The 18,801-nt window shown below is 62.5% G+C and carries 17 protein-coding genes; 6 read left to right on the forward strand and 11 right to left on the reverse strand.

What is annotated here, in order from left to right; all coding sequences use genetic code 11:
* Window positions 1–173 precede the first annotated feature (173 nt).
* Window positions 174–1,733 carry a GH39 family glycosyl hydrolase gene (locus OHL11_RS16405; protein WP_263372624.1) on the reverse strand — a complete coding sequence of 520 codons (1,560 nt, stop codon included), beginning with the start codon at window positions 1,731–1,733 and terminating at the stop codon, window positions 174–176.
* A gap of 122 nt (window positions 1,734–1,855) precedes the next feature.
* Here OHL11_RS16405 and OHL11_RS16410 point away from each other — a divergent pair, with 122 nt between their 5' ends.
* Window positions 1,856–2,800, forward strand: a complete 945-nt coding sequence (locus OHL11_RS16410; RefSeq protein WP_263372625.1) for a metallophosphoesterase family protein — start codon at window positions 1,856–1,858, stop codon at window positions 2,798–2,800.
* A 46-nt stretch (window positions 2,801–2,846) separates the two neighbouring features.
* On the opposite strand, the gene OHL11_RS16415 is transcribed toward OHL11_RS16410, so the two are convergent.
* A complete protein-coding gene (locus OHL11_RS16415) occupies window positions 2,847–4,484 on the reverse strand; it encodes an aspartyl protease family protein (RefSeq protein ID WP_263372626.1) in 1,638 nt (545 codons plus the stop codon).
* Between the two features lie 46 nt (window positions 4,485–4,530).
* The gene (locus OHL11_RS16420) at window positions 4,531–5,370 is read right to left on the reverse strand and encodes a DNA-methyltransferase (protein WP_263372627.1); all 840 of its coding nucleotides are present in this window, start codon (window positions 5,368–5,370) and stop codon (window positions 4,531–4,533) included.
* Between the two features lie 137 nt (window positions 5,371–5,507).
* Between OHL11_RS16420 and OHL11_RS16425 the strand changes: the two genes are divergently transcribed.
* The 4 genes from OHL11_RS16425 (at window position 5,508) to OHL11_RS16440 (ending at window position 8,733) form a co-directional block, all read left to right on the forward strand.
* A complete protein-coding gene (locus OHL11_RS16425; RefSeq protein ID WP_263372628.1) occupies window positions 5,508–5,969 on the forward strand; it encodes a MaoC family dehydratase in 462 nt (153 codons plus the stop codon).
* 227 nt (window positions 5,970–6,196) lie between these two features.
* Entirely contained in the window at window positions 6,197–7,210 is a 1,014-nt protein-coding gene (locus OHL11_RS16430) for an MBL fold metallo-hydrolase (protein WP_263372629.1), read from the forward strand.
* Window positions 7,211–7,281: 71 nt separating this feature from the next.
* On the forward strand, window positions 7,282–7,800 hold the full coding sequence (locus OHL11_RS16435; RefSeq protein ID WP_263372630.1) for a hypothetical protein: 519 nt from the start codon (window positions 7,282–7,284) through the stop codon (window positions 7,798–7,800).
* 33 nt (window positions 7,801–7,833) lie between these two features.
* Window positions 7,834–8,733 carry a rhomboid family intramembrane serine protease gene (locus OHL11_RS16440; protein WP_263372631.1) on the forward strand — a complete coding sequence of 300 codons (900 nt, stop codon included), beginning with the start codon at window positions 7,834–7,836 and terminating at the stop codon, window positions 8,731–8,733.
* Window positions 8,734–8,798: 65 nt separating this feature from the next.
* Here the strand turns inward: OHL11_RS16440 and OHL11_RS16445 are convergent, their stop codons facing one another.
* From OHL11_RS16445 to OHL11_RS16470, 6 genes are all read right to left on the reverse strand, one after another.
* Complete coding sequence (locus tag OHL11_RS16445; protein ID WP_390236401.1) at window positions 8,799–9,209, reverse strand: helix-turn-helix domain-containing protein; 411 nt, start codon at window positions 9,207–9,209, stop codon at window positions 8,799–8,801.
* A gap of 191 nt (window positions 9,210–9,400) precedes the next feature.
* On the reverse strand, window positions 9,401–10,264 hold the full coding sequence (gene nadC, locus OHL11_RS16450) for a carboxylating nicotinate-nucleotide diphosphorylase (RefSeq protein ID WP_263372633.1): 864 nt from the start codon (window positions 10,262–10,264) through the stop codon (window positions 9,401–9,403).
* A gap of 110 nt (window positions 10,265–10,374) precedes the next feature.
* Complete coding sequence (gene nadB / locus OHL11_RS16455) at window positions 10,375–11,994, reverse strand: L-aspartate oxidase (protein ID WP_263372634.1); 1,620 nt, start codon at window positions 11,992–11,994, stop codon at window positions 10,375–10,377.
* Window positions 11,991–13,316, reverse strand: coding sequence for a quinolinate synthase NadA (nadA, locus tag OHL11_RS16460; RefSeq protein WP_263372635.1), 1,326 nt, complete (start codon window positions 13,314–13,316; stop codon window positions 11,991–11,993). The genes nadB and nadA overlap by 4 nt, the downstream gene beginning before the upstream one ends.
* A gap of 162 nt (window positions 13,317–13,478) precedes the next feature.
* Window positions 13,479–13,802: a hypothetical protein gene (locus tag OHL11_RS16465; protein ID WP_263372636.1), complete on the reverse strand. Its 324-nt coding sequence runs from the start codon at window positions 13,800–13,802 to the stop codon at window positions 13,479–13,481.
* 24 nt (window positions 13,803–13,826) lie between these two features.
* Window positions 13,827–14,459, reverse strand: coding sequence for a TetR/AcrR family transcriptional regulator (locus tag OHL11_RS16470; protein WP_263372637.1), 633 nt, complete (start codon window positions 14,457–14,459; stop codon window positions 13,827–13,829).
* Between the two features lie 142 nt (window positions 14,460–14,601).
* Between OHL11_RS16470 and OHL11_RS16475 the strand changes: the two genes are divergently transcribed.
* Window positions 14,602–15,408 carry an SDR family NAD(P)-dependent oxidoreductase gene (locus OHL11_RS16475; RefSeq protein ID WP_263372638.1) on the forward strand — a complete coding sequence of 269 codons (807 nt, stop codon included), beginning with the start codon at window positions 14,602–14,604 and terminating at the stop codon, window positions 15,406–15,408.
* A gap of 197 nt (window positions 15,409–15,605) precedes the next feature.
* Here the strand turns inward: OHL11_RS16475 and OHL11_RS16480 are convergent, their stop codons facing one another.
* Together OHL11_RS16480 and OHL11_RS16485 are read right to left on the reverse strand one after the other, a co-directional pair.
* Window positions 15,606–18,014, reverse strand: coding sequence for an Orn/Lys/Arg family decarboxylase (locus OHL11_RS16480; RefSeq protein ID WP_263372639.1), 2,409 nt, complete (start codon window positions 18,012–18,014; stop codon window positions 15,606–15,608).
* Window positions 18,015–18,141: 127 nt separating this feature from the next.
* Window positions 18,142–18,759, reverse strand: coding sequence for an FMN-dependent NADH-azoreductase (locus OHL11_RS16485; protein WP_263372640.1), 618 nt, complete (start codon window positions 18,757–18,759; stop codon window positions 18,142–18,144).
* Window positions 18,760–18,801 lie beyond the last annotated feature (42 nt).

An 18,801-nucleotide genomic window follows, 5' to 3' on the forward strand; every position in this document is an offset into this window, starting at 1 on the left:
AGGTCCTGAGATATCGCTGATGCGATGGAGTGATTGGGTTCTTCGATCCTACGGCATAGTTGCCGCGTGAGAAAGCGCAGATCTCGATGAGCTGCTCTGCGAACAAAAAAATGACGCAGGCTGCTTCGCGATGGAGGTGCGAAGAAGCCTGCGTCCCATGGAGACGACCTTGTTTACCGTGGCGCGATCGTGACGAGCACTAACGCGTTCGGTGTGAGCTTGAGGGTGAGTTTGCCGTTGGAGAGCTTGGCGCGCTCGGGGGCGGGAAGTGCGGTCTCGGCGTTCAGCTTGGTGACCTGCGCTTCGGTGGGATAGTCCGGCGCGCCGATGGCCCAGAACTTCGGCAGCACGTTACCGTGCGTGGCGTCCACGCGCTCGATTGTCAGGCTTGCATTGGGAGCGACACCCTTCAGGTCGAGCTCGATGGTCTTCTCGGGGCCGTGGATGCCGGCGTCGGCCTTCGTGCGGCCTTCGCTGTCCACTTCGTTCTTCTCGTTGGCGGCGTCGGGATCGACGATGTTCCATGCGGCGATGACGAGCGAACCGTCGGCGCGGCGCGTGATGATCGCGTCGTCCGAGGTGGAGGCGATGCGCTTCTCGCCGAGCTTATGCAGCAGCGCGTAGTCGTAGAACGCCGGCTTGTTGATGCCCCACTTGCCGCGAATGCCGAACTGTCCGCTCATGGGGTGGAGGATGGGGCCGCCTTCTTCGAAAACATCGGAGAAGGTCCACCAGCTCATCTCGTCCACGAAGCCATCGCACTGGCGGATGGTGTTGGCCAGTCCGGGGCCGGTGAAGATGGTGTCGCGCGAGTTGTTCTGGCCCTGCACGCTCCACTCGGTCCAGAAGAGGGGAACGTTAGGCATGGCGGAGGCCTTGATCTGGTCGTGCACCTTGGCGATGGCCTTGCAGACGCGCTCGTCCTTCGGCATGTCCATCGTCTTGTCGAAGTAGTCTTCGGTGGAGTCGTCCGCGTAGCCGTGGGTGGAGACGAAGTCTACCGGCGCATGGTTCGCGTTCATGTAGGCGATGAACTCGGGGATCCAATGCGCGGAGGAGGTGGCCGGCCCGCCGACGCGGAGGCGCGGGCTGACGGACTTCAGCGTCTTCGCCGTGTTGGCGTAGAACTCGAAGTAGGTCTTCTGCTGCGGAACGCCGATCCAGAAGTCCAGATTCGGTTCATTCCACACTTCGAAGTACCACTGCGAGACTTCGTCGATGCCGTGGCGCTCGATCATGTGCTGTGCGAACGCGCGCATGAAGTCGTTCCAGCGCGCCATGCTCTTGGGGCCGGAGACGTTCTGCTTGTACCAGAAGGCGTGGAGGGCGTCGGGGTTGTAGGCGAGTGCTTTCGGCATGAAGCTGAGCTCGACGAGCGGGCGCACGTGGCGCTTCAGCAGGCCGTCGTAGATCTCGTCCACGGTGGACCAGTTGTAGTGCGGCTTGCCGTCGATGTCTTCGGTGTAAACGCCGTTCTCGTCGTGGAAGATTCCGTGGAAGCGGGCGTATTCGAAGCCCGTGACTTCGTGCACGGCTTCCAGGTCTTTGCGATAGGGCTCGCGCAGCGCGAGGTGCGCGCGGCCGGAGCCGAAGACGTGTTCCCAGAAGTGCGGGAAGGGCGTCGTCGCGGCGTTGGCATCGACGGCGATGTGTTCTGTCGGCGTTTGTTGAGCAGCAAGTGGAAGCGTGGCGCAAAGTAGCGCAGTTGAGAGCAATCGTTTGCCTAAAGGCATAAAAGGAGGTCTCCTCAGGTGTCGGCAACACAGTACACGATTTGATGGACAATGCGCCAGTGCATCGCAAAGCGACTGTGATTTTCAAATGCTGTTCACATCGCATGGATAGAGTGCAGAGCATGGACTCCTTTGCTCGCTCTCTTTCGCGCCGCCGTTTTCTGGCGGGTGCTGGCGCTGCCGCATCCGTTGCCGCACTCTCGCCTTCGCTCGCCGTCGCCGCCACGGCGAAGAAGCATGAAGATTTCAACTTCGTGTTTCTGACGGACACGCACATTGAGCCGGAGTTGAATGCTTCGCAGGGCTGCTCCATGGCGTTCAGGCAGATGAGCAAGGAGCATGCGGACTTCGCGTTGCAGGGTGGCGACCATGTGTTCGATTCGCTGGGCGTACCGACGACGCGCTCGCTGGCTTTGTTTGATCTGTATGAGAAGACGCAGCAGGACCTGGGGCTGAAGACGTATCACACGATCGGCAACCACGATGTGATCGGCGTATACGCGAAGAGCGGCGTGGCGCTAAACGATCCGTTGTTCGGCAAGAAGTACTATGCCGACCACATCAGCCCGCTGTACTACAGCTTCGATCACAAGGGCGTGCACTTTGTCGTGCTGGACTCGATCGGCATCACGGCGGACCGCCATTACGAAGGACGCATCGATGATGCGCAGATTGCGTGGCTGGCGAAGGACCTCGCCGCGCAGGGCAGCGAGAAGCCGGTGATCGTGAGCACGCATATCCCGCTGGTGACGGCGATGGAATGCTACGTCGAGCCCGACAAGAAGCCGTCGGTGCACTCGGGGCCGATTGTGAACTCGAAGGACGTGATTCAACTCTTCGAGGGCCACAACGTGATCGGTGTGCTGCAAGGCCATACGCACATCAACGAGCAGGTGACCTGGCATGGCGTGCCGTACGTGACCTCAGGCGCTGTGAGCGGCAACTGGTGGCACGGAACGCACATGGGAGCGCCGGAAGGTTACACCATGGTCAGCGTGCGCAACGGCAATATGGAGACGCGTTACGAGACGTACGGCTTCAAGTCCGTGGACCCGAAGAATACGTAAGCAGAAAGCGTCGCCATCATGGCGACGCTTTCGTCCTGCGCAGTTCTTAGAAGCGAACGATGTCGTGGTTGGGATCGTAGTTCAGCTTGACCATGTTGTCGCGGTAGTCGATGGTGATGGTGAGGCGTTGCAGCGTCGGCAATCCGAAGAGGCCGTCGGTTTCAAAGCCGATGTTGTGCGAGAGAGACTTGTTATCGAGCACGAAGTACTCGGCACCGGGCAGGATCAGGTTGGCGACGCGCATGGCCGAGTAGTCCGACTCCCACACCTTCTTGACCTTTCCGGAGAGTCCGGTGAACTCCACGTCCGAGCCATGCAGCTTGCCGATTTCCTTGGCCATTGCCGGCGAGATGTTGGTCGCGCTCGCGCCCGTGTCCATGATCAGATAGTGATCGCGATCGCTCAGCTTGTTCTTCTTGTCGACCCAGGTGGAGGGCAACAGGATGTCGTGACCGATGCGCGCCACGGGGATGAAGCCCTTCAACTCAGGGGCGTTCACATACGCGTCCTGCGGGTGATAGGTGTCTTCGCTGGCTTCCGGGTTCGCGGTTTCGAGCTTCGTATCCTGATTGGCTTCGTTGGGGCGCTTCGGCAGGGGAGCAAGCCGCAGCGTCGCGTTCGGGTAGTCGAGAGTGACGAGCCAGTTCTGGAAAACGTCCATGCCGATCAGGCCATCGATGGACATGTGGCTCTTCTTGTCGTCATAGACTTCGACCATGCAGTCTTCGAACTGCACATCGCCGATGCGGATCGTCTTGACGTGGGTGAGGTAGGAGTCCGCGGAGCCCTCGTCGCCAACGCCTTCCACCGTGCGCTGAATCTCAGGCTTGAGGCCGAGGGAGTGAGCGGCCTCTTTCGTCAGGAGAATACCCGACGCTCCGGTGTCGATCTGCATGCGGCGACGTTTGCCGTTGAGCGAAACGTCGAGGCCATAGGCGATGGGATGTCTCGAGTCACCGAACATCGGTGCCATGGCCGCCTTCGCGGTCTCTGAAGTCGAGGTGATGTGGCACTCGTTGACGTGCCTCGCCTTGAGGTGCTCCGCGATGTTGTTAAAGCTCGCCTTCTCGTCCTCGGCCAGTGAGTTCGGGCCCGTGAGGTACTTCTCCAGTTCCTCGAGGCGCTTCTTCCGAGGTTGATAGAACATCCAATCGCGGTGGATCAACTCATCGTGTGGGCTGAGCCGGGCGGCCAGGTCGAGTTGGTGAGCGGCGGTAGCGTAGAACGCTCGCAGCTCAGCGACATTTGCCAAGGCCGCATGAGCCCTGGCGTCGCAGGGGTTTTGCATGACGGCCTTATTGGCGATGCGCTGCGCCTCATCGGCGTTTCCGGCCCGGTAGTACATCTCCGATTGCGCTACGAGGGATAGAGAGTTGTCCGGAAACTTCTTCAGCATCGCGTCGGACGCGGCGCGTGCTTCGGGCACCATGTCTTCGCCGATGTAGGCGCGCACCAGGCCGAGATGATCTTCGATGTTGGAGGCATCCTTAGCGATGGCTGCCTGATAAAGCAACTCCGCATCTTTGTAGCGATGCGAGGAGATCATCGTTTCGCCCTCGGTCGGCTCTGCAGTGATGACTGCACACGACCTTCGGACGGGAGCCTGAGCATGGAGGCTGGAGGGATTCAGGGAAAGCGACAACAATGACGCGACCGACAGCGCAGCGAGGGAAAAGGTCTTCATGGAGGTTTAGGAAGACTCTACGCGATGTACTTCGTCGCGGCAAGACTTAGAGCGTCTTGTTGGTGGACTTAGCAGTCCTCTGATTCAATCGCTTGCGCATGGTGGCGATGGCCTCCGGGCTTTGGTCGATCAGCAGGTAGCGGCGTCCGTGCTTCTCGGCCGCGACGCCGGTGGTGCCGGAGCCTGCGAAGAAGTCGAGCACGAGATCGCCCGGGTTCGAGTGCACCTTGATGATGCGCTCGAGGATGCCGAGCGGCTTCTGCGTAGGGTAGCCGGTCTTCTCTTTCCCGGTGGGGGAGACGATGGTGTGCCACCAGACGTCCGTTGGAGTCTTGCCGCGCGCGGCCTTCTCTTTGCCGACGAGCTTCGGCGCCATGTAGGGTATGCGGTCGGCAGCGGCGAGGTTGAAGGTGTAGTGGGTCGGGTGCTTGGTGTACCAGAAGATCGTGTCGTGCTTGGTGGGCCAGCGTTTGCTCGGGCGCGCGCCGTAGTCATAGGCCCAGATGATTTCGTTCTGGAAGCAGTCGCGGCCGAAGACTTCGTCGAGCATCACTTTGCAGTAGTGGCTCTCTCGCGGGTCGATGTGCAGGAAGAGCGAGCCCTGCGCGGTGAGGATACGGCGGGCCTCTTCAACGCGTGGACGCAGGAAGCCGATGTAGTCGTCAAAGTCGTCCTCATAACGAGGATGGTCGCCGGTGGATTCGATGCGGTATCGGCGGCCGCCAAAGGCCACGCGCTCGCTGGAATCATCGCGAACGGCCTTCATGCGGCGACGCTTCTGCACCATGCCGGTGTTGAAGGGCGGGTCGATGTACATGAGCTCGACGGACTCGGACGCGAGCTGGCGCAGGGCGCGGAGATTTTCGCTTTTGAGGATCTTGTTCACGGTCGCGTGTCGTGTTTGAGTTTAAGCTGTTGCTTCGCCCGACACGAAGCGAAAGAGTGCGCGATCATCGGACGTGATGCGCGACGATCGCACCGGCATCGGAATAGACTGGCTCCCACAACGGAGGAGGGCACTGGATGGACACCCTGAAAGAGCTGTACTTTGAAGACCTGTACCCCGGCATGACGTTCACCTCGCCACGCACGTATAAGGTGACGGCTGAAGAGATCAAGCAATTCGCTGAGCAGTACGATCCGCAACCGTTCCACCTGGACGAAGCTGCGGGCGAGAGCTCCTTCTTCAAGGGCCTGGCGGCCTCGGGATGGCTTACCGCAGCGATCGTCATGCGCTTGCGCGTGGAGTCGATCAAGATTGCTGGCGGCATCATCGGCGCCGGCGTGGAAGAGATGCGCTGGCTGCTGCCGGTGCGCCCCGATGATGTGTTGCGCACGGAGAGCGAGTTGCTGTCGACGCGCCACTCTCAGTCGCGACCGACGTTTGGCATTGTGCGTTCGCGGACGACGGTTTACAACCAGCGCGAAGAGGTAGTCATGCGCTCGATTGTGAACTTCCTCGCGCCGCTGCGTGGAGCGAAGTAACCGACGGGAATTCAAAGAAGCGGCGCCGGAGACGGTGCCGCTTTCTGTTGCAGCCCGTATGTCAGCGGATGAGTTTTCAGCGAGTAAGTCGTAGCGTGGCGATGATTCAGTTTCGTCATGCGCGAAACGCGAATCGCCTACGGGGATGACAAACAAAACTCGCGCCATCGCATGACGGCGCGGGGCTGATTGTCACAGTGCCGAGCGGTATTCTGAAAGCCGTGAAGATGTCGGTACTAGCTTCGGGATCCAAGGGCAACTGCTCGATCATCAGCGCGGCGGGAACGTCGGTGCTGGTGGACGCGGGGCTGAGCTGCCGCGAGATTCTGAAGCGCATGGCGATGGTTGGGGAAGACCCCGCTCGCCTCGATGCCATCCTGATCACGCACGAGCATCTGGACCATGTTGCGGGGCTTTCAGTGCTGGCGCGACGGCTGAAGATCCCGGTGTTCTTCACCGAGGCGACGCATCGCGCATGGATGCGCATGGTGCGTCCGCGACAGACGATGACGTACGCGCAATGGCTGGCGAAGATTCAGAGCGAGAAGGAGCAGCGCGAGGCTGCGGCGATCGCTCAACACGCTCCGGCACACACGGTGCTGGCGGACGAAGCGATCGTTGAAGAGAGCATTGCGGCGGAGGACGCTGAAGCGCTCGAAACGTTGATCGCTGCGGCGACCGAAGCCGAGTGCGAGCCCGCTGAAGCCGCCAAAGATAAGCCCGATCCCGCGTTTCTGCCTGCGGTGGAGTACTTCCAGGCCGGCCAGCCGTTCCGCATCGGCTCGCTGGAGGTGAACCCCTTCACGATCCCGCATGACGCCGCGGATCCGTGCGGCTTTGTGTTTCATGCGACGACGGAAACGATTCGGATGGCGATTGCGACGGACCTGGGCTATATGCCGCCGAACGTGAAGCTTGCGCTGAAGAACGTCGACGTGATGTTGCTGGAGTCGAACCACGACCTCGAGATGCTGAAGGACGGCCCGTATCCATGGAGCGTGAAGCAGCGCGTGCTCTCGCGCGTGGGGCATCTGTCGAACGACGCCACAGCGGAGTATCTGCTGCGCGACTACGACGGCGGAGCGCATACGATCGTGCTGGGACACCTGAGCGAGTCCAATAATCTGCCCGAACTGGCGCGCATCGCCGCCGAACGCGCGCTGGGAAATCGCCTGAGCCTGCTTGGAAACCGCGTCGTTCTGGCCGCGCAGCACGAGCCGATCGAGCCGATCCAGCTATAGCGTTCGCAGCACCGCCGGCAATTGCGGCTTTCGTTCCCCGTGAGCATCTAGTAAACTAGGTAGAACGATCCATGCCGACAAATTCTGCTAATTCGCGCCAGACCTGCACCGACCCCGTAGTTGGTGCCATCCTGAGCGGATGGCGTTATGACATCTCGCAGATTCCGGCGGATCTTCGCGTCGATTACGAAGCGCATCTGGCGGAGTGCTCGCACTGCCGCCGCAAGCAGCGCCTGCATCGCACGGTGGATGTACTGCTGATGGCCGCGACCACGCTGTCGTTTGTGGCGTTTTTGCTGGCCGCGGTGGTCCTGCGCCGGTTGGAAGCGTATCGGCATATCGCTGCCGTGCATCTGAAGCTGCATCCGGAGGAGTCGGCTGGACTGCTGGCCCGTCTGCCTGCGAGCGTGACTATCGGCCTTGAAGCCGTGGCGATCGCGGGTGTGGTGGTTTCGCTGCTGCTCTGGGGCCTTGTCGCTATGGCAACGCCGATGGGCGGCATGGTTTCGGCCGCTTTGCGCCAGCGGATGCGTCCTGCAGATGCGGTTTCCAGCGAAGATCGTGTCGATCGCAAGATTGACGCCGCGTAAACTGGTCTAGACAATCACTCTGGACCGGTAGATTTGAACTCCACGCAAGAACTCGAATTTGCCCATACTCATCCTGTACTGAGCGAGGGCGAAGTTGTGCCTGCGGAGCAGGCTGCCGAGCGTCCTGACTCCTGGTGGAGCTATCCGGCGACGTACACGCTACTGGCGGTGAATCTGATTGTCTTTGCGGCGATGCTGCCGGGCAGTCCGCTATCCACGGCATTCTTCCACCATGACTGGCTGCGCGTTTTCACCGCACAGTTTGATGGAGCATCCCTGGTCCGCTTCGGCGGTTGCGACAGTGAGTATGTGCTCGCGGGCCAGTGGTGGCGTTTGCTCACGGCCTGCTTCGTGCACGGCACGACCCTGCACATCCTGCTGAATCTGTGGTGTCTCTGGAACCTGGGGCTCTTCGGTGAGCGTTTGCTGGGGCGCTACGGCCTGGTGGCTGTTTATGCGCTGACAGGCATCGCCGGGAACCTGTTGTCGATCGCTCTGGGCGTGTTGGCGAAGACGCCGACGCTGATCGTCGGTGCGTCTGGCGCGGTGTTTGGCATCGCCGGCATTCTGATTGTGCTGCTTTCAAACCGTGGACTCGCGCGCGATGGCGTGCCGTGGAGCGAGATTCGAAGCTTGCGTGCGCAGGTAGGGCTGTTTGCCGTGGCGAACCTTGTGCTGGGCTGGGGATCGGACCTCGTGCCGATGCTCTCGCCGCGCACGCTGCGGTTGCTACACATCAACGTGGAGGATGCACCTCGCGTGGGGAACTCGGCGCACCTGGGCGGTTTCTTATGTGGTCTGCTGCTGGGATGGCCGCTCTTCAGCCGCATGATCGTCGGCAAAGAACCCTACCGCGCCCGGCAGCGTGTCACCTTCGCTGCCGCGTTGCTGGGGCTGTCGATGATTGGCTACGCGCTGTCCAAGTTCGCGTAGATCGCCAAGCCACAAATCACAAAGGCCGCTCGTGAGAGCGGCCTTTGTCGTACCCGGGCTGAAATCTAGAAAACGGTGGAGGCCGTAGCCGCGAACTTGCGCACCATGGCGAGCAGTAGGCGGCGATCGCTCTCCGTCAGGTTGGCGGAGTAGCGCTGCACCTGGGTGAGGAAGCGGATGTCGTCGGCGGAGAGCGACGTACCGGGGACATCCTTGATGGGAGCCTCGGCAAAGAAGTGGCTGAGTGGCAGGTCGAGCGCGCCGGCGATCTTCTGCAGCGTCTCGAGTGAAGGCACGGTGTGGCCGTTTTCTACGCGCGAAAGGTAGCAGCGCAACAACCCGGTGCGCTTCTCGATGTCGCCCTGCGACATGCCCTTTTGCAGACGAAAACCACGGATCGTCGTACCGATATTGATCGGTGCCGGGGAGGCGTTGTCAACGGGGGCTGCGGACTCAACCGGCAGCGCTGTGTGCATATGTGCCATTAGCCGTAAAGTAACTAGCGCTGGAACCGGGCGCAAGGGAAATGTGCGCGAAGTGCGCGGTTGTTCGTACCTTCGAAGATTCGTGGCGAGCGGTGCACTCGTGTCGAGCAGGGTTCCAAACCAATGGATACAGGGGTTTGGAGCATGTCGTTCCAAAAGCCGCGTTCCGCACGCGATGTCCGTTACGCGACGTCGAGGCCGAGATCGAGAGCGCGGACCGAGTGCGTGAGAGCGCCGACGGAGATGATGTCCACGCCTGCGGCAGCGAGTTCGGGGATGCGTTCGAGGGTGATACCGCCCGAAGCCTCGATGAGGACGCTGGGAGCCAGTTTGCGGGCCAGCGCGGAGCCTTCGCGAAGCTGGTCGAGGCTGAAGTTGTCGAGCATGAGGGTGTTCACGACGCCGGAGGCGAGCACGGGCTCGATCTGGTCGATGCGGTCGACCTCGACCTCGATGTGCGTGGTGTGCGGCAGTGCGCGCGCGGCCTCGCGGAGGGCTTCGGTAAGCGGGCGCTGTCCATTCTGCGTGAGCACGGCGAGGTGGTTGTCCTTGAGCATGACGGCGTCGGAGAGCGAGAAGCGGTGGTTGTGGCCGCCGCCGCAGCGCACGGCGTAACGCTCGAGCTGGCGCAGGCCGGGCGTCGTCTTGCGGGTATCGGTAATGCGGGTCGAGGTGCCTGCCGTCGCGGCGACGTACTTCGCGGTCTGCGTGGCGATGCCGGAGAGGCGCTGCGCGAAGTTGAGGGCGACGCGCTCAGCCTGCAGGATGGCGCGTGCGGGGCCCTCGACGGTTGCGAGAACGGTGCCCTTGGTGAAGTGCTCGCCGTCGTGGACACGGAAGATGGTGGTGATGGCGCCCGAGGTGAGGTCCATCGCGGTCGCGAAGAGGGCTTCGCCGCAGAGCACGCCGTCTTCGCGGGCGGTGAGCTGCGCGGTCATCGTGGCGTCGGCGGGGACGAAGGTCTGCGCGCTCAGGTCGCCCCAGGGGGCGTCTTCAGCGAGGGCGGCGGCGACGAGGGATTCGACGAGAGCGGAGGCGGGCTTCATGGTTCTTCCAGAGATCAGGTGGTCAGTGTTCAGTTGTCAGGAATACACCGGAATGCCAGTGATCCAGAGTCCAGCTGTCCAGAGTCCGGCTGTCCAGAGCAAACCCTCTCCTAGCGCGTGGCGAAGAGAGGGTTTGCGGGGATGCGGACTGGTGTGGAGCGGTCGGCGTAAACCAGCGAGCGCGCCCATGCAGGGTTGGGGTTCGGGAAGTCGTTGCGGAAGTGGCCCCCGCGGCTTTCGGTGCGGGCGAGCGCGGCCGTGGTGACGAGGCGCGCGAGCAGGTGCAGGTTCGCGGTCTCGCGGTCGGCGATGCTGCGGACTTCAACGCGTGTGGACTTCAGCTCCGCAAGCGCGGTGGTGAGGTCTTCGGCGTTGCGCTCGATACCTGCGGCGTTCCACATGAGCGACTGGATGCCACGGCGGTCGATCGTACGCTCTGCGGCGTAGGGCGGAGCCAGCGCACGGACTTCGTTGGCGTCGAACTCGGCGGGGGCGTCGAGAGAGGCGCTAGGCGCGATGTGTTCGCCGAGGAAGAGGCCGGCGCAACGCCAGGCGTAGACGAGGCTTTCGAGCAGCGAGTTCGAGGCGAGGCGATTGGCTCCGTGAACGCCGGTGCAGGCGGTTTCACCTACGGCGAAGAGCCGTGGCACAGAGGTTCGGCCGTACAGATCGGTGCGTACGCCACCCATCCAGTAGTGCGCGGCGGGGGTGACGGGGATCGGCTCGCGCGACCAGTCCATGCCGCGACGGCGCACGGCGGCGTCGATGGAGGGGAAGCGCGTGCGGAGGAACTCCTCGACTTCGGGCTGCGACGAACCGCCGAGGCGCGTGGCGTCGAGCATCACGGGTGCGCCGTTCTGCGCGGCCATCTGCATAGCGATGCCGCGAGCGACGATGTCGCGCGGGGCGAGCTCGGCGCCCGGGTGGACGGCCTGCATGAAGCGGCGACCATGTGCGTCGAGCAGCACGGCACCTTCGCCGCGCACGGCTTCGGAGATGAGGAAGGTGTCGGCGTGCGCGAGCGCGGTCGGGTGGAACTGGTAGAACTCGACGTCGGCGACCTCGGCTCCAGCGCGGAAGGCCGCTGCGGTGCCGTCGCCCGTGGCGACCGAGGGGTTCGTGGTGTGGAGGTAGAGCTGTCCGGCGCCGCCAGAGGCGAGAATCACCGCGTCCGAGGTGAACATGCGTGAGCGCTCTTGTTTCCCGTTTTGGGGGCGGTCGATGAGGTGCAGGCCGATGCACTGGTCGTTACGTGTGAGGATGTCGGCGACGAAGGTGTGCTCGAGCACGGTGATCGCCTTGTTCGAGCACACCGCGTGGACGAGCGCCATCTCGATGGAGAGGCCGGTGGAGTCGCCGCCTGCGTGTAGCACGCGCGGGTAAGAGTGCGCGGCTTCGAGGCCCTTAGCGAGTTCGCCGTTGCGCTTGTCGAACTGCACACCGAAGCGGATGAGGTCCTGAATTCGCTCCGGGCCTTCTTCGCAGAGGACGCGAACGGCAGCTGGATCGCAGAGGCCTGCGCCTGCGTTGAGCGTGTCGATGATGTGGTTCTCGACGTTGTCGTCTTCGAACATGACGGCAGCGATGCCGCCCTGCGCCCAGCGTGTGTTGGACTCGGCGAGCTCGTTCTTGGTGACGAGCGTGACATCGTGCTGCTTGGACAAGCGCAGTGCGGCGATGAGGCCCGCGATGCCGCTTCCTACCACCGCTACGTGAAGGCGTTGGCTCATGCTGCGCTCACAGGCTTTCCGGGGGCGAGGGCCAACATGCGTTCGAGCGCGATGCGCGCGTCGCTGGTGGTGGCTTCGTCAACCGTGATGCGGTTGAGGACTTCGCCGCGCTCGAAGGCTTCGAGCACCCACGCGAGATAGCTGGGGTGGATGCGGTACATCGTCGAGCAGGGGCAGACGATGGAGTCGAGGCAGAAGATCGTCTTGTCCGGGTGGTCGTTCGCGAGGCGCTGCACGAGGTTGATCTCGGTGCCGATGGCGAAGATGCTGCCTGCGGGCGCGGCTTCGATGGCCTTGCGGATGTAGTCGGTGGAGCCGTTTTCGTCAGAGGCTTCGACGACCTCGAGCGTGCACTCGGGGTGCACGATGACTCGCACACCGGGATGGCGCTGGCGGGCCATGGCGATCTGCTCGACGGAGAAGCGTTTGTGTACGGAGCAGAAGCCGTGCCAGAGGATGACCTTACTGTCACGAAGAGCCTGCTCGGTGTTGCCGCCGAGGTCCACTTCGGGCTTCCAGAGCGGCATCTGATCGAGCGAGATGCCCATGGCCTTGGCGGTATTGCGGCCGAGGTGTTGATCGGGGAAGAAGAGCACGCGCTGGCCGCGGGCGAAGGCCCACTCCAGCACGGAGCGCGCGTTCGACGAGGTGCAGACCACGCCGCCGTGGCGTCCGCAGAAGGCCTTGAGCGCGGCCGAGGAGTTCATGTAGGTGACGGGGATGACCGGCTGGAGTTTCTGCGAACCCACATCTCCAGAATCGAGATGTGGGGTACCCGGATCCGAGGCGAACAACGCGGTCAGCTCTTCCCAGCAATCTTCGACGGCGTCGAGGTCGGCCATGTCGGCCATCGAGCAGCCTGCGGCGAGGTTCGGCAGGATGACGGCCTGGTTCGGCCCGGAGAGCATGTCGGCGGTTTCTGCCATGAAGTGGACGCCGCAGAAGACGATGGCTTCGGCATTCGGCGTCTTCTTGGTGGCCTGCGCGAGCTGAAAGCTGTCGCCCACGAAGTCGGCATACTTCACGACTTCATCGCGCTGATAAAAATGGCCGAGGATGACGAGACGCTCGCCGAGCGCGGCCTTGGCGGCGCGGATGCGGAGGTCGAGCTCTTCGCGCGAGGCCTGACGATACTCTGCGGGAAGAACGCCTTGCCTGGGCGCATCCGACGGGAGCGGATCGTCGATAGAAGCGCCGGGACCGTAGCTGTGGTCGGCGTCGTGCAGCCAGGGGTTGTCGTCGAGGGCTGCGGAACAAGTGCTGCCGGCTCCTGCCTGTTCACCAATCTGAATCAGGTGGATCGTTTCTGGTACTGAAGGCACTGCGGACTCCTGTAAGCCATGCGTCGGCTGCGTAGGCTCTCAACGTTGGATGAGCCGCGCGCGGGGAAAGACGCTGTCTTTTAGGATACGCTTTTCGTACTGCCGAGCGGGTGATTCAGCGGATCCAGTGCGGCGAAATCGTCTGAGGCCAGAAGACGCTCGTTAATGCGGAATCGCTACGATTTGGCGCAGGAGTTCTTCGGGGACAGGTTCATCTGACTTACGGTTGAAATGACGAATATTCATGCCTCCATCTTGGAAGCTGTAGAACTCGTAATGATCCGAACATACTCCGACTTCGTTCTCAGTCCAGATCAAGCAGATGGTGGGGTTATAGCCCCTGTCGACTTGCGCTGGAGAAGCAAAAAACTGGCAAGCCTTGATAAGGTTGCGGCTATTGTCTATCACTGCTTGCTCGAATTCCTCTTCCTCGATCAGTGCCGACAGCTTCTCTTCAATCTCGATCCAACCAGACGTCTCAGCCATAGCGAGAAGTGTATCGAGTGTTGGCTACGAGTGCTTGCCGGGCCATGCGGTCATCGCTAATTCGATGACGCGGTTGAGGTCCTTCGGGGCGGCGCCGTTGGCGGCTTGCACGGAGAGGCCGGTGACGACGGAGCTGAAGTATTCCGCGAGCGCGGCGGTGTTGGTGTCAACGGGGAGTTCGCCTTTGCGCTTTCCGCGATCAAGCCGCTGCTTCAACATGCGCGTCGCCTCGCGCTGCATGGCGGAGAGTTCGGCGCGCAGGGCCGCAGTGTCGGCGCTGCCGGTGAGTGCGCCCTGCACGAGGAAGCAGACCTGCGGCTCTTCGCCTTTGGGCTGAAGGCCGCGTGCGAGCAGCAGGCAGGCCTCGACGGCTTCGCGCGCTGTCGGCTGGTCGAGCGCCTCCTTGTAGATGGCAATGGACTCCTCGGCGTACATCACCATCGCCTGGCGGAAAAGCTCGATTTTGTCGCCAAAGGTGGCGTAGAGCGTCGGTTTGCTCATGCCGGTGGCCTCGGTGAGGTCGGTGTAGGAGGTGCCGTCGAAACCGTGCTTCCAAAAGAGCAGCAGCACGGCGCGCAGGGCGGTTTCGCGGTCGAAGCCGCGAGGGCGACCGGGGCCGCGCTTTTCCTCTGCCGGTGTTGATGCGGTCGATCGCATAAAGATCAGATGCTCGATGATGGCATGTGGATCAATTACCTATCGAACGGTAAATTTATCTGAATCGCGGACGCACTGTGTACATCTTTTACCGAGCGGTAGGAAATTAGCCTTTCGCAAATTCTGGAAGTGGAGGATGTTGATGAGCGAGATGAAGCGTAGCGCGTTGGGTGTGGCGGTAGTGACGGGAGCGTCGTCGGGTTTGGGCAAGGTGTATGCGGATCGCCTGGCGCAGCGCGGATACGATCTGTTGCTGGTGGCGCGTCGTGGCGATCGCCTGAAGGCGATCGGAGCGGAGATTGAGGCGAAGCATGGCGTGAATGTGGAGTCGTTTGTCGCTGACCTTAGCGACGCTGCGGGGATCGAGGCAACGGCGAAGCGGCTTGCCGGTGATGCGTCGATCACGCTGCTGGTGAACAACGCGGGTACATCGAATATTGAGCCGGTAGCGGAGGTTTCGGCGACGACGCTGACGAAGATGATCACGCTGAATGTGACGTCGCTGACGCTGCTTACGCAGGCTGTGTTGCCTGGGTTCCTCGCGCGCAACGCGGGCACGATCATCAACATTGGCTCGGTTGTCAGCTTTGCGGGATATGCGATGGTGCCGGTGTACGGCGGCACGAAGGCGTACGTGATGAACTTCACGCAGGCGCTGAAGCAGCAGATTGCAGAAAGCGCGGTTCGCTTGCAATATGTGGCTCCATCGGGCACGGTTTCGGAGATCTGGGATGTGATGGGGCTGCCGAAGGAAGCGTTAGGCGACATGCCGCTGATGGACACGGACGAATGCGTGGACGCGGCGCTCGCGGGTTTGGATGCGGGCGAGTTCATTACCGCGCCGAGTGTGCACCACGCGGAGCTGGTGAAAGCATTCGAGGAAACCTCGATGAAGCTCCTGATGGCTTCGCAGGTGAGCACGTCGGCGCAGCGGTACCGCGTGAAGTAGGGCCTATCTGCGAAGCGAGGCCGTTTGATCGCGCCCTGGAGAGCATCAGCCCCGCTATCGCATCAATGTTGCTCGTGTGACGGGCCGGCGGTATCCGGTCTCTCCGTCGGGCTTCAGAAAGCGTTTTCTCTGCGGGCGTAAAAGCAATTTGCCGATCCCTTGAAGGGATCGGCAAATTAATGCTGTGTCGCGGAGTATCACTCGGTCGAGCGACGGACCGGGCGGCTGGGCAGGCGATTGGCTTCGATCGTCTCCGTCGTCTCGGTCTTGCGCTTCGTCGGCTTCTTTGCGGGCTTGTCGTCTTCGATGACCGCGCGCATCCAGTAGCTGCCGTCTTCTTCGACCTCGATGCCGTGGACTTCGCGTTCGAAGCCGGGGAAGCGCTTGCCGAACTCCTCCATCGCGAGGATGAGTTGCATCACCGGTGACTTCGGTCCGCCGAAGCGTTCGCCGGGCATAGACATCGGGATTCCCGGCGGGTAGGGCACGAGCATCACGGCGGCGATGCGGCCGGCCATTTCACTGAACGGGACGCGTTCGGTTTCGTGGCGGACGAGCTTCTGGTAGGTCTGCGCGGGCGTGAGGACGGGGTCGAAGTCTTCGTCGCAGGCTGCGTTGACGAGGCCTGCGAGGTTCAGCTCGATCATCGCCTCGTGCATCTCGTCGGAGAGTTCCTTGAGCGAGAGGTTGCGGTAGCGGTGCGGGAACTTCTGCACGAGCTCGGGCAGCGCTTCGTCGAGCATCGCGTCGGTGTCGTAGAGGCGTTTGAACTCGAAGAGGTTTTCAAGCAGCGAGCCCCACTTGCCCTTCGAGGTGCCGATGGAGAAGAGCACGAGCACGGTGTAGTCGCCGGTGCGGGCGATTTCTACGTGGCGGCTGTCGAGGAACTCCGTGAGGATGGCGCCGGGGATGCCCCAGTCGCCCATGACGCCCTGTGCGTTGACGCCGGGCGTGAGGATGGTCACCTTCGCCGGGTCCAACATGCAGTAATCGTCGGGTGAGTCGAGGCCGGTGAAGCCGTGCCATTCGTCGTCGCCCTTCACGAGCCAGCAGGAGGGCTCGGTGGCGAGCAGTTCGTCCTCGGCATCCTCGAAGAGGATGCTCTCGCCGGTGGCGGGGTCGATGACGTGCTCGGGCTGATAGACGTCGAAGAACCACGTGGGGCCGTTGTCGGTTTCGAGCAGCAGGCGGCGCGCGACGGAGCTCATGGCCTGGCGGAAGCTGATCGCGTCGGCCAGGGTTTCGTCCATGAGGGTGGGTCCGGCGGGCTCGTCCATCATGGCAGCGGCGACGTCCAGCGAGGCGATGAGCGGATAGAACGGCGAGGTGGTGCCGTGCATCATGAAGGCTTCGTTGAACTGGTGGAAGTCAAGCGGGTCGGTGTCTGAAAGCTTGACGTGCACCATCGAACCCATCGAGAACGCCGCGAGCATCTTGTGCGTGGACTGCACGGAGAAGAGCGTCGGGCGGTTCTCCATCTCTTCGGGCACGCCCATGGCGTAGCGCGAACGATAGATGGGGTGGAACTTCGCGTAGGCGTACCAGGCTTCGTCGAAGTGCACGCGGTGCACAGAGTCACGGAGCTGCTCAACGACCTGATCGACGTTGTAGCAGAGGCCGTCGTAGGTGGAGTTCGTGATGACCGCGTAGGTGGGCTGCTGCGAGTGCGCGCCGGGAGCAAACGGGCTGCGCTTGATCAGCTCCTGCACGGACTCCGGCGTGAAGCGCTTGAGCGGCACGAGGCCGATCATGCCGTAGCCGTTGCGCGTGGGCTTGAAGTAGACGGGGCGCGCGCCGGTGACGGTGAGCGAGTGACAGATGCTCTTGTGGCAGTTCGCGTCGGCGAGGACGATGTCGTCCTGCGCGATGACGCCGTGGCCGACGATCTGGTTCGAGGTGCTCGAGCCGCCGAGGACGTAGAAGGTCCAGTCGGCGCCGAAGATGCGCGCGGCGTTGCGCTCCGAGTCGCCCGGAGGCCCGATGTGGTCGAGCCACGAGCCGAGCGGTGCAGACGAGATGCCGAGATCGGAGCGGAGAAGGTTCTCGCCGAAGAAGCGGTGGAACTCCTGCCCGACGGGGTGCTTGAGGAACGCGACGCCGCCCATGTGGCCGGGCGCGTCCCAGCTGTAGGCGGACTGGTCGTTGTACTTCACAAGTTCGCGGAAGTACGGCGGCAGAAGCTGCTCGTGGTAACGCTCGATGGCGGTGTCGAGACGCGAGGCGATGAAGGCCGGCGTGTCGCCGAAGAGGTGGATGTACTCGTGGACCTGCTTGACGACTTCGAGCGGAAGCTCGGAGACGAGGGTGCGGTCGGCGATGAGGAAGATCGGCACCTTCTTGTTGCGGTGACGCACGCCGCGGATGATGTCGAGCGCGGCGCGTTCTTCAAACTGCGAGTTGGTCTCGAGGTCCCAGTCGAGCAGGATGGCCGAGTAGCTGGGGTCGGAGTTGACGAGCGAAATGCCGTCTTCGGGCGAGGTGGTACGGACGACCTCGTAGCCTTCGTCGCCGATGGCGTCGACGAGACGCTCCATGGCACGATCGGAGACCGAATCGGTACGGCCAACTTCACTTGCAATCAACAAAACCCAACGCTTGTCGCTCATCGACTACCACCCTTGCAGGAACAGGTTGTGCGCGCTCAGATTCAAGTGCGCACAAAGAGTAATGGTATCGCGGATGCGTGACGGGCGTGTGAGGGAACGAGACCGGAGGCACCCGGTTCGTGGCTAACTACAGGTTCGCGGCGGTGTTGATGGCTTCGTCGAAGGTGGCGAGGAAGGTTTCGCGGGGGACTTCGCCGAGGTCGACGACTTTGCTGCCGCCGCCGGCGATGAACGTCACGTCCTCGATGCCGATGACCTTCAGGATCAGCCTCAGGTAGAGCGTGGCGATGTCGCGGTCGCGGATCGGCGAGCCCTCGGTGTAGACGCCGCCGGAGGCCATGAGCACCGTGGTCTTTTTGCCGCGCACGAGGCCTTCGCCCGTGGCTCCGAGCGTGCGGCCCTTGCGGACGATGTGGTCGATGTAGGACTTCAGGTTGGCGGGGATGTTGTAGTTGTAGACCGGCGTGCTGATGGCGATGTGGTCGGCGGCGAGCAGCTCGTCGACGAGTGTATTGGAGAGCTTGAGGACGTCGGTCATCTCGGGCGTATGGCGCTCGAGCGGCGTGAGGCTCGCGCCAAGCCATGGCAGATTTATGTACGGCAGGTCGGCTGCGGCGATGTCGCGCTCGACGACGGTGCCATCAGGGTGCGCGGTTTGCCACGCGGTGGTGAAGCGGCTGGCGAGGTTGCGGGAGATCGAATATTCGGCGCGCGGGCTGGCCTGAATGAGGAGGAGTTGCGGCATAGGGAGTCTTCTTTCTCGCGCAGGAGGTGGGCCAGAAGGGCA

Source organism: Granulicella cerasi (assembly GCF_025685575.1).
Classification (GTDB): Bacteria; Acidobacteriota; Terriglobia; order Terriglobales; family Acidobacteriaceae; genus Granulicella; species Granulicella cerasi.